This window comes from Sphingobacterium pedocola, assembly GCF_015209965.1.
GTDB lineage: Bacteria > Bacteroidota > Bacteroidia > Sphingobacteriales > Sphingobacteriaceae > Sphingobacterium > Sphingobacterium pedocola.
In genome coordinates this window covers 1,184,747-1,201,927 of the sequence record NZ_MU158689.1, presented here as the reverse complement: position 1 = coordinate 1,201,927, position 17,181 = coordinate 1,184,747, and the positions used below count along the sequence as shown (strand labels likewise).

At 38.3% G+C, this 17,181-nt stretch carries 19 protein-coding genes; 11 read left to right on the top strand and 8 right to left on the bottom strand.

All coding sequences use genetic code 11. The annotated features are described in order from the left end of the window. The first annotated feature begins 185 nt into the window (after positions 1-185). The 6 genes from lepA (at position 186) to C4F40_RS05055 (ending at position 5,067) form a co-directional block, all read left to right on the top strand. Positions 186-1,976 (top strand): translation elongation factor 4, encoded by a 1,791-nt coding sequence (lepA, locus tag C4F40_RS05080; protein WP_196938272.1) that lies wholly within the window; start codon positions 186-188, stop codon positions 1,974-1,976. Positions 1,977-2,007: 31 nt separating this feature from the next. Continuing rightward, positions 2,008-2,892 (top strand): bifunctional 5,10-methylenetetrahydrofolate dehydrogenase/5,10-methenyltetrahydrofolate cyclohydrolase, encoded by an 885-nt coding sequence (locus tag C4F40_RS05075; protein WP_196938271.1) that lies wholly within the window; start codon positions 2,008-2,010, stop codon positions 2,890-2,892. 70 nt (positions 2,893-2,962) lie between these two features. Beyond that, positions 2,963-3,469, top strand: coding sequence for a hypothetical protein (locus tag C4F40_RS05070; RefSeq protein ID WP_196938270.1), 507 nt, complete (start codon positions 2,963-2,965; stop codon positions 3,467-3,469). Positions 3,470-3,580: 111 nt separating this feature from the next. After that, a complete protein-coding gene (locus tag C4F40_RS05065; protein ID WP_196938269.1) occupies positions 3,581-4,036 on the top strand; it encodes a GreA/GreB family elongation factor in 456 nt (151 codons plus the stop codon). Between the two features lie 98 nt (positions 4,037-4,134). Beyond that, positions 4,135-4,617, top strand: coding sequence for a BON domain-containing protein (locus C4F40_RS05060; protein ID WP_196938268.1), 483 nt, complete (start codon positions 4,135-4,137; stop codon positions 4,615-4,617). Positions 4,618-4,644: 27 nt separating this feature from the next. Then, positions 4,645-5,067 (top strand): SH3 domain-containing protein, encoded by a 423-nt coding sequence (locus C4F40_RS05055; protein ID WP_196938267.1) that lies wholly within the window; start codon positions 4,645-4,647, stop codon positions 5,065-5,067. 214 nt (positions 5,068-5,281) lie between these two features. Here the strand turns inward: C4F40_RS05055 and C4F40_RS05050 are convergent, their stop codons facing one another. Then, a complete protein-coding gene (locus C4F40_RS05050; RefSeq protein WP_196938266.1) occupies positions 5,282-6,295 on the bottom strand; it encodes a WD40/YVTN/BNR-like repeat-containing protein in 1,014 nt (337 codons plus the stop codon). 57 nt (positions 6,296-6,352) lie between these two features. Continuing rightward, entirely contained in the window at positions 6,353-7,006 is a 654-nt protein-coding gene (locus tag C4F40_RS05045; protein ID WP_196938265.1) for a YceH family protein, read from the bottom strand. Positions 7,007-7,089: 83 nt separating this feature from the next. On the opposite strand from C4F40_RS05045, the gene C4F40_RS05040 reads away from it, so the two are divergent. Genes C4F40_RS05040 through C4F40_RS05030 form a run of 3 tightly spaced genes read left to right on the top strand, consistent with a single transcriptional unit; the run spans position 7,090 to position 10,152 of the window. After that, the gene (locus C4F40_RS05040) at positions 7,090-7,995 is read left to right on the top strand and encodes a histone deacetylase family protein (RefSeq protein ID WP_231389923.1); all 906 of its coding nucleotides are present in this window, start codon (positions 7,090-7,092) and stop codon (positions 7,993-7,995) included. A gap of 14 nt (positions 7,996-8,009) precedes the next feature. Next, the gene (locus C4F40_RS05035) at positions 8,010-9,065 is read left to right on the top strand and encodes a nucleoid-associated protein (protein ID WP_196938264.1); all 1,056 of its coding nucleotides are present in this window, start codon (positions 8,010-8,012) and stop codon (positions 9,063-9,065) included. A 28-nt stretch (positions 9,066-9,093) separates the two neighbouring features. Continuing rightward, positions 9,094-10,152 carry a DUF3810 domain-containing protein gene (locus C4F40_RS05030; RefSeq protein ID WP_196938263.1) on the top strand — a complete coding sequence of 353 codons (1,059 nt, stop codon included), beginning with the start codon at positions 9,094-9,096 and terminating at the stop codon, positions 10,150-10,152. Positions 10,153-10,163: 11 nt separating this feature from the next. Here C4F40_RS05030 and C4F40_RS05025 read toward each other — a convergent pair whose 3' ends face one another. From C4F40_RS05025 to C4F40_RS05005, 5 genes are all read right to left on the bottom strand, one after another. After that, entirely contained in the window at positions 10,164-10,715 is a 552-nt protein-coding gene (locus tag C4F40_RS05025) for an NADPH-dependent FMN reductase (protein ID WP_196938262.1), read from the bottom strand. Between the two features lie 301 nt (positions 10,716-11,016). Then, positions 11,017-12,264 carry a PQQ-dependent sugar dehydrogenase gene (locus tag C4F40_RS05020; RefSeq protein ID WP_196938261.1) on the bottom strand — a complete coding sequence of 416 codons (1,248 nt, stop codon included), beginning with the start codon at positions 12,262-12,264 and terminating at the stop codon, positions 11,017-11,019. Between the two features lie 147 nt (positions 12,265-12,411). Then, entirely contained in the window at positions 12,412-13,158 is a 747-nt protein-coding gene (locus C4F40_RS05015) for a rhamnogalacturonan acetylesterase (protein WP_196938260.1), read from the bottom strand. Between the two features lie 3 nt (positions 13,159-13,161). Beyond that, on the bottom strand, positions 13,162-13,398 hold the full coding sequence (locus tag C4F40_RS05010) for a hypothetical protein (protein ID WP_196938259.1): 237 nt from the start codon (positions 13,396-13,398) through the stop codon (positions 13,162-13,164). A gap of 5 nt (positions 13,399-13,403) precedes the next feature. Further along, a complete protein-coding gene (locus C4F40_RS05005) occupies positions 13,404-14,252 on the bottom strand; it encodes a universal stress protein (RefSeq protein ID WP_196938258.1) in 849 nt (282 codons plus the stop codon). A 404-nt stretch (positions 14,253-14,656) separates the two neighbouring features. On the opposite strand from C4F40_RS05005, the gene C4F40_RS05000 reads away from it, so the two are divergent. Both C4F40_RS05000 and C4F40_RS04995 read left to right on the top strand, forming a co-directional pair. Then, positions 14,657-15,214: an RNA polymerase sigma factor gene (locus C4F40_RS05000; RefSeq protein WP_231389922.1), complete on the top strand. Its 558-nt coding sequence runs from the start codon at positions 14,657-14,659 to the stop codon at positions 15,212-15,214. Positions 15,215-15,226: 12 nt separating this feature from the next. Continuing rightward, positions 15,227-16,534, top strand: a complete 1,308-nt coding sequence (locus tag C4F40_RS04995; RefSeq protein WP_196938256.1) for an outer membrane beta-barrel protein — start codon at positions 15,227-15,229, stop codon at positions 16,532-16,534. On the opposite strand, the gene C4F40_RS04990 is transcribed toward C4F40_RS04995, so the two are convergent. Beyond that, positions 16,531-17,142, bottom strand: coding sequence for an HAD family hydrolase (locus C4F40_RS04990; protein WP_196938255.1), 612 nt, complete (start codon positions 17,140-17,142; stop codon positions 16,531-16,533). The two genes, C4F40_RS04995 and C4F40_RS04990, sit on opposite strands and share 4 nt — an antisense overlap. Positions 17,143-17,181: the final 39 nt, after the last annotated feature.

The following is a 17,181-nucleotide window of genomic DNA, read 5'->3' as shown; positions in this document are numbered from 1 at the left end:
ATTTACTACATGGTGTCTTTTTTGAATTCAGCTTAATAACAAAAATAGCACTTTTTGCTAACTAAAGAAGAATGTTCTCGAACGGTGCTGTTACTTTAAGCCCGTATAAATAAGCTGTTAATAATGTGAAAAAATCTACATGAAATAAAGTATATTTGCGTTTATTTAGAAGGCAAAAAACCTACATGAAGCATATACGCAATTTTTGTATTATAGCACATATTGACCACGGAAAGAGTACGCTGGCAGATAGACTATTGGAATTTACAAAAACCATTACCCAAAGGGAGGCACAAGCACAGCTCTTGGATAATATGGATTTAGAAAGAGAACGTGGAATTACGATAAAAAGCCATGCCATCCAAATGGAATATATTAAGGATGGACAGAATTATATTTTAAACCTCATTGATACTCCAGGGCACGTCGATTTTTCGTACGAAGTTTCCCGTTCCATTGCTGCCTGCGAAGGTGCTCTTTTGATTGTGGATGCAGCCCAAGGTATACAGGCGCAAACAATATCAAACTTATATTTAGCTTTAGAGCACGATTTAGAAATTATTCCTATCTTAAACAAGATGGATTTGCCCGGTGCAATGCCCGAAGAGGTAAAAGATCAAATCGTGGAGTTGATCGGTGGCAAACGTGAAGATATTATTCCTGCTTCAGGTAAGACTGGAATGGGTATAGAAGATATCCTTACCGCTATCATTGAACGTGTACCTGCCCCAGTAGGTGATGCCGATGGACCCTTACAAGCATTAATCTTTGATTCTGTGTTTAACTCTTTTCGGGGAATAATGGCTTATTTTAAGGTCGAAAATGGTGAAATACGTAAAGGTGACAAAGTAAAATTTGTTGCTACCGGTAAAGAATATGCAGCAGATGAGATCGGCACGCTAAAGTTAAATCAAGTTCCGAAAGATGTCATTAAGACAGGGGATGTAGGTTATATCATCTCTGGGATAAAAGAAGCGCGCGAAGTAAAAGTCGGAGATACGATTACGCACAGAGATCGTCCATGTACTGCGGCGATACAGGGATTTGAAGAGGTAAAACCTATGGTGTTTGCGGGAATTTATCCTGTGGATACGGAGGACTACGAGGAATTACGCGAGTCGATGCATCGTCTACAGTTAAATGATGCTTCATTGGTTTTCGAACCGGAATCTTCAGCAGCACTTGGATTTGGATTCCGTTGCGGGTTCTTGGGCATGTTGCACATGGAGATTATCCAAGAACGTTTGGAGCGTGAATTTAACATGACGGTTATTACGACCGTACCAAACGTATCATATCGCGCTTATTTGACGAAGGATAACGAAGAGGTAGTGGTTCACAATCCGTCGGATCTTCCAGATCCAAGTAAATTGGATGCAATAGAAGAGCCTTATATTAAAGCAAATATTATCACGAAGTCCGATTTTGTGGGTTCGGTAATGTCGCTTTGTATTCAAAAAAGAGGTACCATTATCAATCAGTCTTATTTAACTTCGGATAGGGTAGAGCTTGTCTTTGAAATGCCAATGGGCGAGATCGTATTCGATTTCTACGACAAATTGAAAACTATTTCTAAAGGTTATGCCTCTTTTGATTACCATCAGATCGGATATCGTAAATCTGATTTGGTGAAACTGGATATTCGTTTAAATGATGAACCTGTAGACGCATTATCTTCCTTAATTCACCGTAGTAATGCCTATGATTTCGGTAAAAAGATATGTGAAAAGCTGAAAGAACTTTTACCGCGTCAACAATTCGAAATTCGTATCCAGGCATCTATCGGTGCGAAAATAATTGCGAGAGAAACAATCTCTGCCTTGCGTAAAGATGTAACAGCGAAATGTTACGGCGGAGATATTTCCCGTAAACGTAAATTATTAGAAAAACAGAAAAAAGGTAAAAAGCGTATGCGTCAGGTTGGGAATGTAGAAATTCCACAATCGGCATTTATGGCAGTTTTAAAATTGGATTAATATAACCTCCTGGGCACTACAATTAAGAGAAATGAAATTACTAAACGGAAAAGAAGTATCCGCTAAAATAAAAGAAGATATCAAGAAAGAGGCGGCAGAATTTACTGCACAATCCGGTCGAAGACCTCATTTAGTCGCTATTCTTGTTGGGAACGACGGTGGAAGTGAAACCTACGTGGCCAGTAAGATGCGTAACTGTGAATTAGTAGGATTTGAATCGACAAATATTCGGTATGAAGCAGATGTGACAGAAGAGGAACTGTTGGCTAAAATAGCTGAAATAAATAGAGATAGCAGTATCGACGGTCTGATTGTACAATTGCCATTGCCAAAGCACATTGATCCAGAAAAAGTGACGGAAGCGATCGATCACAAGAAAGATGTAGACGGCTTTCATCCTATAAACTTAGGCCGTATGCAGCGTAATCTACCTTGCTTTATTCCAGCCACCCCATATGGAATCCTGCTAATGTTAGACCATTATGGAATAGACACTTCCGGTAAGCATGCCGTTGTCGTTGGACGGAGTAATATTGTTGGCTCTCCAATGAGTATTTTATTAGCTCGTAACAGCAATCCGGGCAACTGCACGGTAACACTTACACATAGCCGAACTAAAGATCTTAAAGAAGAGGTTTTAAGAGCCGATATCGTTGTAGCCGCTATCGGAAAAAAGAATTTTGTAACAGCTGATATGATCAAAGAAGGTGCGATAGTAATAGATGTTGGTATTAATAGGGAGGATTCTATGGAAACAAAATCGGGTTTCAAGCTTTATGGTGACGTTGATTTTGATGAAGTCTCGAAAAAATCTTCATGGATTACCCCCGTCCCTGGTGGCGTGGGATTAATGACTATTGTGGGATTACTAAAGAATACACTTGAAGCGGCAAAAGGGACTATTTATGGTGTATAGCTTGATTCGTACCTTGGCATAGAAATTGTGTAATAGTTGTATTAATTATAACTTATAAACTTGAGAAAAAATGAAAAAAATTGCATTATTAGCTTTTGTTGTCAGTAGTCTGACTTTTTCCGCATGCAATAATCCTTCGTCAGCAGATAAAAATCATGATGGTGATACCACCGCTGGGGAACATCTAGATCATACATTGGAAACTATTGATGAGCATGCTGCACACGCGCGTGCACAAACAGAAAAGGACCTTGCTGATGCGGAGGCGAAAGTAAACCAAGCAAAAGCGGATCTAGAAGCCGCTGTAGAAAGAGGTGACAAAAAAGCGGAGGAAACATCCCGAAAAGCTTTGGACGATGCAAACTCAGCTTGGGAAAGAACGAAGGCTGCTTTAGGCCGGGCTGCTGATGCAACAGGTAGGGGAATCGATACTGCTGTAGAGGCTTCCAAAAGAGCGGCGGATAAAACAGGACAAGCAATCGATAAGGCTGTTGATAAAACAGGCGAAGTTGCTAATAAAGCTGCGCAAGATGCAGAAAGAAAAGCTAAAAATATCAAAGAAGCTTTAAAGAATTAGTACATCATAATAAAGGGCACTGAATTTATTTTAAAAAAGGCTGCCCAAAATTATAAATTGGCGTCATTGCGAGAAACTTTCTCACAATGACGCTTTTTTAATCATACTGATATGGAGATACCAACTAAAAGAGAGATTGTGAATGTTTGTTTCGAACATGTGCAAAGCAGGATACAGGAAATCGATAGGGCCATCGATGATGCACAATATGCATTAACCGAAGAAACGAAAAGTAGCGCTGGTGATAAATACGAAACGAGTCGGGAAATGATTCAACAAGATTTTAACCGTTATCAGTCCCAATTGAATATTGCAAATACAGACAAAAATGTACTTCTACAAATAAATTCCGAGATCGATCACGAAGAAGCGCTATTAGGCAGTGTGATTACAACTAATAATGGTGTTTATTTTTTATCCATTAGTATAGGAGCGATTACCGTGTCTGGAATGTCAATTTTTGTTGTTTCTCCCGCTTCTCCAATCGGCCAGACACTATGGGGAAAAAAGACAAATGACACCTTTGAGTTTAATCAGAAGAAAAATACTATTCTTCATGTACGATAATGTTATGATCAACCCGAGCATTTATTTTTAAAACAATTTCTTATTTCAGGCGTTTTGGAAGAGTGAAACTCGTGTTAAATAATTAAACTTTAAACATTATGAATCTCAAACATGCATTATCAGTGATCCTGCTATCGGGAGCATTAACCGTAAGTATCATTTCCTGTAAACCTAAAATTTCCGACGCTGACTTAAAAGCAAAAGTGGAAACAGCAATTGGTTCAAATCCCAATGTATTGGTGGATGTTAACGAAGGGGTTGTTACCTTATCAGGTACGGTAACGACTGAAGATGAAAAGAGGGTCCTCGAGACATCTGCAAAGTCAGCAGATAATAAGGCTGTCAAATCAGTTATAAACGATATTGTAATCCAGCCCATTGAAATAAACACCGACACGGCGGATCTGACAGCCAAAGTTGCGGATGCTACAAAAGATTTTCCATCGGTAACAGCTACGGTAAATGATGGGGTGATTACCGTTACAGGAACAGTAGAACAAGCTCGTATTCAAACGTTAAAACAGTCGTTAGATGCGCTTAATCCAAAAAAAGTGGATCTATCTGGAGTAACAGTTCAATAATTTCCGTCTAACATTAGAATAAACATTATGGCATTAATTGACAAATATAAAGTGCTGATAGATACCGCTCGGGGTTCCGGTATATCAGATTTGCAGGTAGCTGAACAAGAAGGCGTGTTGCAAATACGGGGAACGGCTCCAAATGCTGACGTAAAAAATAAGCTTTGGGATATCTACAATCAAATTGATCCTAATTTTTTAACAGGTGATGTTGTCATGAATGTAGATGTTTCTACCGCAGTAGCTGGAAGCCAAGTGCGGGTGAAAACAGAAAACTCTAGCCTGAACATACGTAAGGGCCCGGGAACTGATCAACCTATATTGGGTAAGGCCGCTAAAGATGAAATAATTACGCTGATCAGTCGTGCCAATGACCAATGGTGGCTGGTGCGCACAAAAGATGGTGAAGAAGGATACGCCTACGCGCAATATTTAGAGCCGTTGGGATAAATCGAAATGATTATACTATATATAGATTCTTGAAAGGGGCTGTATCAAAAGTTCGGGTAATTAGCCTGACCGTCATTTCGACCAGCGGGAGAAATCTAACGATACATATAAAGTGCTGGGAGTCAATGATCTTAAATTGTTCATGCTTTTAGATTTCTCCTCGTTCCTCGTCGAAATGACGACATAGTTTACTTATGATACAGCCTCTTTTTTTTTAGTTTAGTTCTAGCGTATATATCTGACCTTTTGAATTGGTTAAATAGAGCTGTTTCCCCGATTTACTCTTCGCTATCGTATTGAAACTTAATTCAGAGATATTTTTCCAGTTCATACCGCCATCGGCAGATAAATCCGTTCCAGACGTTCCTGTAACGATTACTTTCTCCTTCGTAAGAAATAAAACATCAGATCTAAAACCAGAGACCGGTAGCTGAGGCTTAATCCAGTTTTTACCACCGTCCCTTGTAATTAATACGTTATTTCTATTATCCCCATCCTGCAAATAGTCACCCCCGACGACTATCCCGTTAAATAGATCGTAAAAATCGATCGCAAATATTCCCGTGGACGAATTCCCGGACCAAATTGGGCAATCAAATTTATCCACACGTAAATTTTTGGGGTCATAGTTGAAAAGGCTGGAATATGTGCCTCCGGTACCAACATATAATACCCCATTTAGCAATTGAATAGAAGATCCAGACGCGGCGAAAGCTACTTCGCCATCATCGGCGATGAGGTACATCTGCTCGCTAATATCTTTCCAAGATTTGCCCTTGTTCGTTGATTTAAGCAATTGAAAGCTGCCGTCTAGCGGATCACCTAAAACGTATCCAGTTTTACCCTCAAAATCCACTGCATCAAAAAACACTTCTGTCCGCTCATCGGAAAAGACCTTTTCCCATGACTTCCCTCCATTTTTCGTTCGAAGAATCACTGCCGGCGTACCCGCACTTATGATAACGGCTTCTTTCGCTGAAAAGGTTTTGATATCACGAAAGTCTACTTCTCCATAATCTTTCGGGTTGACCCAATTCCAGTTTTTTCCCTTGTCTTTTGAATATCCAACAGTACCTTTGTTGCCCGAAACCCAGACAACATCCTCTCCGAATGTATCTAATCCACGGAAGCTTACGCTATCCTTTTGAACCTGTAACGTGAATGTCTGCGCGTTACAAAAAGTACATATGGAGAGCGTGATATAGCTCAATAATATATTTCTTATCATGTTTTAATACTATTATCTACTACGAACTTAGATAAATTTCTTTCCGGCTCAACTTACTTACGTTAATTCCGCTATTAGCTTATCGAACTCTGTTCGTAATGCATTTAATTGTTCTTCTAAAGTAGCTACTCTATCTTCCAATGCCTGAACCTGTGAATCGTTATTATTGGCAATCTGCGGCAAATCGTAGTCTTCTTCATTTACTTCCCCAAATAGATGAACAAATCGAGCTTCTTTTTGGCCAGGGCGCTTAGGCAGCTGCTTTACATAAGCTGGTTCTTCTACACTTAATTTATTCAAGAGATCCTGAACTTCGTCTAGTGTTTCAAATTCGTATAATCGACCTGAATTGCTGTTAATTTCACCCGCAGTAAGCGGACCACGTAAGATAAGAAGGCATAATGCAGCTAATTCGGAAGGGAGTAACGGGAAATGAATGGCCAAATTGTGTTTATATTTAGTAACTCGACTACCTCCACCAACTACCGTTGAAACCAAGCCGCGTTTTTTTAGCGTATCTAAGGTTGTTATAATCGTGTTCTCATCGTAAGACACGACCGGTTTACGGGATGTTTTCTGGTTACATGCCGATTGCAAACTGTTGACTGTCATTGGATAATATTCGGGCGTTGTTTTAGATTTTTCCAATAATGATCCCAACACACGTAATTCTTCGGCGGATAATTGAGGTAATTCTTTTATTTCTTCCATTTTTAATAATTGCGATTATTCGAATTTCTAAGATAAGAATTATTTAGTTCTTTGTATTTTCGCAGGGAATAAAAAAGGACACTTTGTTAAAAATAGCACATCATAAAGCATATATTCACCCGTTGCCTGAAGGTCACCGCTTTCCTATGTTGAAGTATGAATTGATCCCGGAACAATTGTTATATGAGGGGTTGGTCGTGCCTGATAACTTTTTTGAACCACAACTTGCTTTAAAAGAGGCTATTTGTTTGGCACATGACGAATCTTATGTTACCAGCTTGTTAGAGTTGCAATTGGATGCGAAGATGATTCGACGCATTGGCTTTCCGTTATCTCGGAGATTGGTCGATCGAGAGCGCTACATTGTGGATGGGACTATTCAGTCGGCTTTATACGCACAACAATTTGGCATATCATTTAATACGGCAGGAGGGACGCATCATGCCGGATTTGATTTTGGAGAAGGTTTCTGTTTATTGAATGATCAGGCTATTGCCGCTGCTTATTTATATATACATCGTATCGCCGATCGAATACTGATTATTGACCTCGATGTACACCAAGGTAATGGTACAGCTCATATTTTCCAGAACCATTCTGCAATATTTACATTTTCAATGCATTGTGATAAAAATTTTCCTTTTGTCAAAGAACGCTCTTTTCTCGATCTTCCATTGGAAGATGGTATCTCGGATGAAAATTATTTGACACTTTTAGCGCAACATATAGATCATTTATTTGAGGAAGTAAATCCTGATTTTGTATTTTACCAAGCGGGAGTGGATATTTTGAAAACGGACAAATTGGGGAAACTTAAAATTTCACCTCAAGGTGTCAGAAAACGCGATCAAATGATCCTACAAACATGCTTTGACAAAAAAACACCCCTTCAAATCAGTATGGGAGGAGGTTATTCGCCTCACATTAAAGATATTGTAAACGCGCATGTCGGAACGTTCCGGACAGCAACAGATATTTATAATTTTTAATTAAAAAAGAACATATGTTTTTCCATCAAGACGCCGTATTTGAAAACTTATCCATTCATCATGTGGGAAATAAAACCAATGATGAATTTTACGTATTGTCTGATAATCCAGTGGATTTAGCCGAGGATGAGATTCTTCCTGAGCTGTTAATGCACTATTTTATGAAACCTTTTACAAAGGCTAATGAAGTATATCGATTTTATCATCCCAATGAGGAACTTCAATTAAACGAACTCTATCATTTTGCACATAAATATTTCCAGGAAAAGATTCTCTTTCACGAATTTTCACAACAGGTTACAAAACACTTGTACGAGGTGTCTGAGCACCCGAAAATCAAGTCGGGAGAGGTATATGTAGTTTCCTTAAAAAATATACAGATGGAGGGTGAGGAGCGCAATGCCATCGGTATATTCAAATCGGAAAACAAAGAAACGTACCTAAAAGTACAGCCTCAACAGGGTGGTTTTCAATTGAATTATGAACGAGAGGCTATTAATATAAATAAATTAGATAAAGGTGTCGTTATCATCAACGATGAGTCGGAAGAAGGGTATAAGGTATTGGTAATTGACCAAACGAATCAATCTGAGGCTGTATATTGGAAAGACGAATTTTTAAAAATAAAGTCGCGCAATGACAATTATCAGCAAACGGGCAACTTAATGAAGGTGTATAAAAATTTTGTAAATGAGAAATTGGACGAAGTATTCGAACTTGAAACCGCGGATAAAATTGATTTACTAAATCGGTCGATGAACTATTTCAAGACAAAAGAAACATTTGATAAAGCTGAATTCGAAGAAGAAGTGATCGCTAATCCAAAAGCAGCAAGTTTGTTTGATGACTATAAACAATCCCTTGCCGATGAATTTGATATGCCTTTTCAAACCAATTTTGACATCGCAAACCCTGCTGTTAAAAAAATGCAGTCTTCTTATAAAAGTGTTATTAAACTGGATAAGAATTTTCATATTTATGTACATGGAAAGAGAGAATATCTTGAGCAAGGGTATGATGAGGATAAGGGTATGAATTATTACAAGCTCTTTTTTGAAAATGAAGGCTAAATAAAATAATAGTTATCGATATATAGTAATGGGGTCTTACAAAAGGTATTATTGGACAATTGGAATCCTGTTGGTAATCCAGCTTTTTTTATATTTATTTAACCAAGATCCGCAAAGAGTAGAGGCTTATTATTCTAGGATTTTTTATCCTGCTGTTTCCTATTTACCTGTTATCTTATTCGCTTGGATACCATTCAGCGTAGGGGATATTTTTTATGGATGTTGCATTATTACCAGTGTAGGATTTTTATTTCTTTGTATCAAATCGCTGTTCCGGAAAAATTATGCTACTTTCTACCGCCGTATTCTACAACTCACGGTATTTATTCTTTTTCTCTATACCTATTTTTATGTAAGTTGGGGTACGAACTACTATCGGGTGCCTCTGGGGGAGCATATGCAGTTGAATGTAGCACATATTTCACAAGCAGATCACTTGCATGTGTTGGAGAAATATATTTTACGGGCAAATGATTTGCGCGTGGGATTGGATTTATCATCCAAATCGAAAGAAATCGCGAATAAGGAATTAAGAAGTTTGATGCGAAACGATCACCTGTTTGCACCGATGCTATCCAAAACACAAGTTCATAGCAAAATGCCCTTATCTAGTGAATTGGTGAGTTATTTTACCGTTACGGGTTATTTTAATCCGTTCACACAAGAAGTTCACGTCAATCAAAATATTCCAATTCAATCTTATCCTTTTACGACTATTCATGAACTAGCGCATCAAATGGGAATTGGGTTCGAAGACGAGTGTAATTTCATCGCTTTCCGTAAATTGATGAATAATGAGAATGCTTGGTATCGCTATTCGGCTTATTATGAGGCAATCCAATATTTATTAAAGCCTTTATATAAAGACAAAGAATTATACAAAAGCTACCTAAATAAACTTTCTCCGTTGGTAAAAGCCGATTTGCTGGAGGAACGGGAATTCTGGAAACGCTATTTAGGATGGGTAGACCGCGTCACAGCTATCTTTTATTCGGGATATCTGAAACACAATAACCAACCAGAGGGTTTGGAGCGTTATAATATGATGGCCAAATTAGTAGTGGCCTGGGAACTACAGAAGCAATAAAGACATGCTTTTTAAAATTTATTTATCCAATTCGCAAAGGCATCCATAAATGATGTTAAGAATTCAATTGTTTTAGGATCTTTAAAATTCCCTTGTTCGTCCAAATTGTTGGCAATATCTCCCAGATACATTTCAGGTTGCGGCATTGTCGGCATATCTAAATATGCTAAGGATTGTCTCAGGTGGTGATTTGCTCCAAATCCGCTGATATTTCCAATCGAAACACTGACAACTGCAGCCGGTTTTCCCTGCCACGCATTCTGACCGTAGGGACGTGAAGCAGCGTCCAGCGCGTTTTTTAATACACCGGGTACCGAGCGGTTGTATTCTGGTGTGACAAAGAGAATGGCATCGAGTGCTTTTATCTCTTTTCGAAGCCGGATATAACTTTCAGGGCTTCCTTCTTCATCAAAATCCTGATTGTAGAGCGGCAAGTCGCCGATCTCAATGGTTTGGAATGTTAAATTTTGCGGTGCGACAGTAGTCAGAAAATGAGCTACTTTTTTATTAAAAGATTCCTTGCGTAAACTTCCGACTACTATACCTATTGTTTTCGTATTCATATCTATAGCGTTATAGTTCTAACCTCCCAGGTTTAGACAAGCGAGAGATTTTGTTTATCTATATAGTATATAACAAACTATTGAATAAGAAGTTTGGGACAGGTAGGTGAACTTATAAAAAAGGGGCTAAAAAGCATAACATCGTCATCAGCGAACCGAAGGGACGATGGTGAAGCAATCTGACGATGTTAAAAACGCAGATTGCTTCGTCATTCTTCCTCGCAATGAAGCGTTTTTAAGGGCGATAACCTTTTTTGAACAGCCCCTAATAGTAATTAGTTATCACATTACAGACAGCTAATTATTTACTTCCGATGCGATAGAGTTTACCCCCATCTGTAATACTATATAGTGCATCATCGTTACCTTGAATGATGTCTCTAAATCGCTCGCCTTCCCGGTCGAGTAACCGTTCTTCACCAACAACTTTATTATCCTTTATTACAATACGGGCAATATGCATGCTGCTTAAACCGGTAATAAATAAGCTGTTTTTCCATTCGGGAATTGCAGCGCCTGTGTAGAAAGCGATTCCACTAGGCGATAAAACAGGATCCCAATAATATGCAGGCTGTTCTAACCCGTCTTGTTGTTGAATAGGAGGGGTTCCGATTTCTTTGCCGCTATACTCCAATCCATAAGTAATTGTAGGCCAACCATAATTCTTACCTATTTCTACGCGATTCAGTTCGTCGCCCCCACGTGGACCGAATTCAGTCTCCCATAGATCTCCTGTCTCTGGATGAAATGCTAGCCCCTGTACATTGCGGTGTCCGTAGGAATATATTTCAGGTAAAGCATCTGCGTGTCCAGTAAATGGATTGCCTTCTACGGCTTTACCATCTGTTGTGATACGTAATATTTTTCCTAGTCCGGCTGTTAGACTCTGTGCTAACGGACGTGTTTCTTTGTCCGAACGCTCCCCGGTACTAACGAAAAGATGGCCGTTTTTATCAAACGTAATACGACCTCCGAAATGTAAATTTCCCTTGTGAGCAGGGCCAGCCTGATAAATTACTGTTGCGCCTTCGATGGTTTTTTCATCTGCTGATAATTTACCTTTTGCAACTGCAGTTAAATTTCCACCATCGACAGGTTGAGAAAACACCCAGTACACCATTCGGTTACTTTCAAATTTTGGATCCAATGTCAGTCCCAACAAACCTCCTTGTCCCGAAGCAGCTACTTCGGGTATGCCTGTTATGCCTTCACTAATTTCTCCTGTAGATGATACAATACGCATATCACCTTCTTTCTCTGTAACCAAAAATCTTCCATCGGGAAGGACCGCGATACCCCATGGCGATTTTAAACCTTTGGCAATTACCTTTCCTTCGAAAGGTGTTGTAGTTTTGACTCCCGCAATACGTGTTTGGCCCTCAAAGGCAGGGGGATAATTTGCGTTTGGTTTGTTTTTCTCTACAGCTGGGTAAATACTATCGGTCGAAGTTTTATCCGTATTGCCTTCCCGTGCTTCACTACCATTACCGCAAGAAGACAGCGCCGCAATGGATGATGATAAAAATAAAGCTGTTAATAGTCTAGTCATTGTGTTGATATATAAGTTGATTTTTTATTCTTAATTATTCATTATAAAACAAAATAGTGCCCATGTTGTTTACGGACTAAGTAAACCAAGTATCAGGGAACTTGCCGAAAAACACATTTCGGAGGAATTGTTAATTGTTATATTCTTTCATTTATAGCCGATAAAATCTGTTAAGGGGATGTCTAACGTTTTTAGTTCGTTTAATACAAGTTCCGCTATCCTTCTTGCACCAAATTCATTAAAATGGGTATTATCAACTACGCCTTTTGGGTAATTAGGATTCTGTAATGGTTCTAAGTGTAAAAATAGATCTTTGGATCTTTCAGGCCCTAGTTGATTCAAAAGTTGCATACTCGACGTTGTAACGTCTATAATTGAGGTATTGGTCGCTTTAGCTACTTCTCTCGTGATATTGGCGTATTCCTTGTGGGTGTCAATTAAAAGGTTATTTTCGAAACTACGCCTAGCTACGGATGTTAAGAGTATAGGTGTAGCCTTCAACTGGCGTGTTTCATTGATATACAATGTTAAATTCGTCTCAAACTCTTCAGGTGTTGTCGCCGATTTTTTCGTCGGTATTTCGTCATTGTGTCCAAATTGAATAAAGACATAGTCTCCCTCCTTAAGTGTTTCTTTTATTTTATTCCATCTACCTTCGTTGAGAAATGACTTGGTGCTTTTTCCATTTTTAGCATGGTTCTCTACTTTAATATCTTTGGAAAAGAACCATTTAAAGGGTGTCCCCCAGCCGTTCTCAGGGTATTTGGTACTATCTTTATCGGCCATTGTAGAATCGCCGACGAGATATATCGTAATTGTTTGATCCTGTTTATAAGCAGAAAATAGTACAAATGTAAGAATAGATAATAATAAGATTTTTAGATTTTTATTCATGTTTTATTTAAGTAATAGTGCTTCTTTATGATTTAAGATCTTTTTATAAGTCGGTAGGACATCGGCAATCAAAATTTCGTGATAAGGTGCGGGGATCATTACTTTATAATCCCTATTCTCTACTGGAATAAAAAATAATGCACCATGAACCAATTGATTCTCATCTACAATAAGCGTAAACTTCGTGACTATGTCATTGATACTTTTCGACTTTTCCAGTTTTTTTATTAGATGATCCATGCCCATTATTCTTCATGAAACACTAAAATAGGTATTTCAGCGTGAAATGTTAGATTATTCGTCAAACTGGATGAAAATAATCGATCGAAGAAAGTACGATTCCTTTTTACAATGGCTAATAAGTCTATATTATTTTCTTTAATAAATTTATTGATCGTATTTTCTACCGTATCTTCATTTTGTAAAAATGAGAATTCTAATTTGCGATCAGGGAATAGCTTTCGCCAGGATTCGCCATAAAATAAGGCGTCTGCAGGATTCGAGCTTTCTGTAATCACATTTGTACAATAAACTGTGGCATTTACGATTTTGGCGAGATCAAGAATCTCTTTTAATGCATTCTGATCTTTTTCTCTAAATAGTGTAGTAAAAGCAACTTTCTGTATCGCTGAATAGATTGCTTTTGCAGGGATAGCGAGCACAGGAACATTGACATTGCGAATTACACTTACGGTGTTAGTGCCGATAAATTCTTTTCTAAAGCCGGTGGCTCCGTGGGTTCCCATAACTACTAATGCAATATTCTCTTGCTGTACGGATTTCTTTACAGCTGCTACTAAAGTTCCTTCCTCAAATAAAAACACCATTTTGGAATGATCTAAATTATGTTCCTCCGCTAGATTATGTAATTGTGGGATTTGTTTTTTATAATAATCAAATTTTGTTAATTCGATTTGCTCATACACCTGTCCTAATAATTCGGGCTGGCCGGCATGCGTGGTAGATAAAACCGGAGTAATATAGGAATATAAGACGTATAATTTGGTGTCCAATTGATTGGCCAATTGCAACGCATATAAAAAGGCATTATTGGCCCCGTCAGAGAAGTCTGTTGAAAATAATATGTTTTTCATCTGTATAAAATTGTTTTAAAGGTGACGAATCTATCATGATTTTATTCATTCCACAATGTGATTTATTCGTGTTTAATTAATACTTGTTAGTACTCATGGGGCCTAACGGGGTTTGAAAAATCATGATGGTTTCATGGCTCAAGGTTTTTATTTAGTTAAAAATACAAAAAATGAGCGGTAAAGAGGAGGATAATTATCATTTAAAATAGTAACAAAATTGATGATGGAGCGTGTAGCAAAGGGGGAGATAAATTCGTTTACTAAAAAAACATATAGATTGTATGGTAATAAATTCGGCTATTGAGCATAAATTGCTTAACTTAAATCAATGAACGGATAATACCCGCGTGAAGATTTTGCCAAAATACTTAAAAAAAAACACACCGCTGTCTTTAAAAAAGGCTTTGGATGAGTGCGTTGTATCAGATACTGAGCGGAGCAAATCTTTTATTTATAAAAAGTTTTATGGGTATTTGATGGCTGTGGCTCTCCGATATATACAGGAAGAAATGGAAGCGGAAGATATCGTAAATGAATCTTTTGTAAAAGTGTTCAGAAAGTTAAAAGCTTTTAGTTTTCATGAAGACGAGGAGGTGTTGGAAAAGACATTTAAAGCTTGGATAGCCCGAATTACTGTAAATACCTCAATTGATAAGTTGAGAGCAAAAAAAGAAATAGAATCTATAGACGACGTTTCGGATAAAGAATTGGTTCATCATGCTGTAATGGTATCTACGAAACTCGAAGAACAAGACATACTTAAGTTGCTTTATGAACTACCCGAAATTCAACGTTCTATTTTCAACTTATATGAAATAGAGGGTTATTCGCATGAAGAGATCGGGAAGCTACTCAATGTGCCTGAAAGTACCTCCCGGACTTATTTGACTCGTGCGAAAAGTAAATTACGAAAATTATACATGGATCAAGTTAGTGAACTGCAAAACATACATCATTCTTAATTATACGGTAGAGTGAAAGAAAATAAAGATATAATAGATGAACTTGTAACTCGTTTACGATCTCAACGGGATCGCGGTTACAAGGAGGGCGCTTGGGAAAAATTTCAAAGCAACCAACAACATGCTTCGGTTTCAAATATAAAACTGTACTATCGGCTAGGTGCTGCTGCGGCACTTATTATACTGGGTATTGGTGCTGCTTTATGGATGAAAAATGATATCCCTGTTTCAGTGGATACTGTTAACACGGTTGTGATGCAAGATAATAGCCATCTTCCCGACACACCAAATAGCACCAAATCAACGACAAAAGATGTACCAGCTAATTTAAAAAATACCCTGCAAACTTCGGAAGATAATGCCTATAACCTATCACATCTTAACGAATTTGAAGGTAACAATAAGCTAGTTTATATTCCTGAACAATACGAAGGAGTGGTTGAAAATAAAATTGATGTAATTAATTATAAACATCTTCCAAAGACACAGTTGACGATAAAACCAATCTCATATCATGATAAACAATTCAGTTCGACGGGCTCTGCAGGCAATATGGTATTAGCTTCGTCTGCTGCACCTATAAATTTAAGTCTACAAGAAGTTGAAAATAGACCCAATCAATCGTCTATGCGGCTCAGCGAAAGGTTCGACATGGGATTCTATGTCTCTCCAAACTCTACTGCGGATAAAATGAGTGTGGGTGGAGGTCTGTTAGTTGCTTATAACCTAAATAAAAAGATAAGCCTTCGTACGGGAGCTTCTTATAACACGTATGAAATGGGTATTATAAAAAATCCCGTTTCGGAAAGCAGTGCTGAAATCGTTTCGGTAAGCGTTGAAAGGAACTCTTTAGCAAGCGCAGATAAAGCTAGTTTCCAAACAAGCATGGTTCTTCCTAATGTGAACGCTGTCACTGGAAGGGTGCAATCTTTGGATATTCCGTTGGAAATGAAATATAATTTTAATCCGTCTCTATATGCAGCTGCGGGTGTTTCTTATTCTGCTATCTTAAACCAAGAGCGTAGTGCACATTATGTAGAGAACATTAATAACGAGACATTCGCTAATGGCTATCCAGAGAATGGAGAACAGGTTTCCAAAAGTATGCAAGCAGTGACCCGTACTGTAAAATCTGCTGAGACGAACGTGAATTCCAATGGATTTAATGGTTTCGTCATTATGTCTGTCGGCAAGAAAGTAAATATTGGCAAGAAATTCGGTGTTTCTGTAGAACCTTATTTCAAAATTCCGGTTGGAGAATACCGTCGCGCGGATATGGACTACACCAATGGCGGAATTCGTCTAATGACAACATTCTAAATTTGGTCGATTCGGACCCAATTCATTCCTGCGGCGATAGCTCCCTGGACACCTGGATCCCCGTCTTCTAAGACAATACATACTTCTGGTGAGACCCCTAGATTTTGTGCAGCGAGCGTAAAAGGCTCGTGAGAGGGTTTTCCCAAGGGTGTATCACCGGCACATACTAACGTTTTATAGCGGTCGGCTACTCCAATTACGTCTAATGTAATCGCTAATGTGCTACGCGTCCCTCCGGATACTATTCCAATTTTTTTCGTATGCTCAAAGTGTAATAATATTTGACGAACAAACTCGATAGGTTTAGTTTTTGAAACATATTGTGTTATGAAAATAGTCGACTTTCTTTTGGCAAACACCGCAAAGTCAAAATTTACGCCATATCGAATGGATATTTCCTCGGCAACAGCTATGGTCGGCCATCCAGCCGTTTCGTCAATCAAATCTGGATTAAGAGCTACGCCATATTCAAGTGCTGCAGCGACATACGCAGCCTTGTGCGCCTCCATATTATCTGCCAATGTCCCATCTACATCAAATAGAAGTGCTTCATAAGGGTCAACAATTTTCTTTAGGGTATTGTATTTAACTAAATCCAATTCTGTCATAAATGTGTGTAATAAAGAAGGGCTGCCTCCCACATTTGC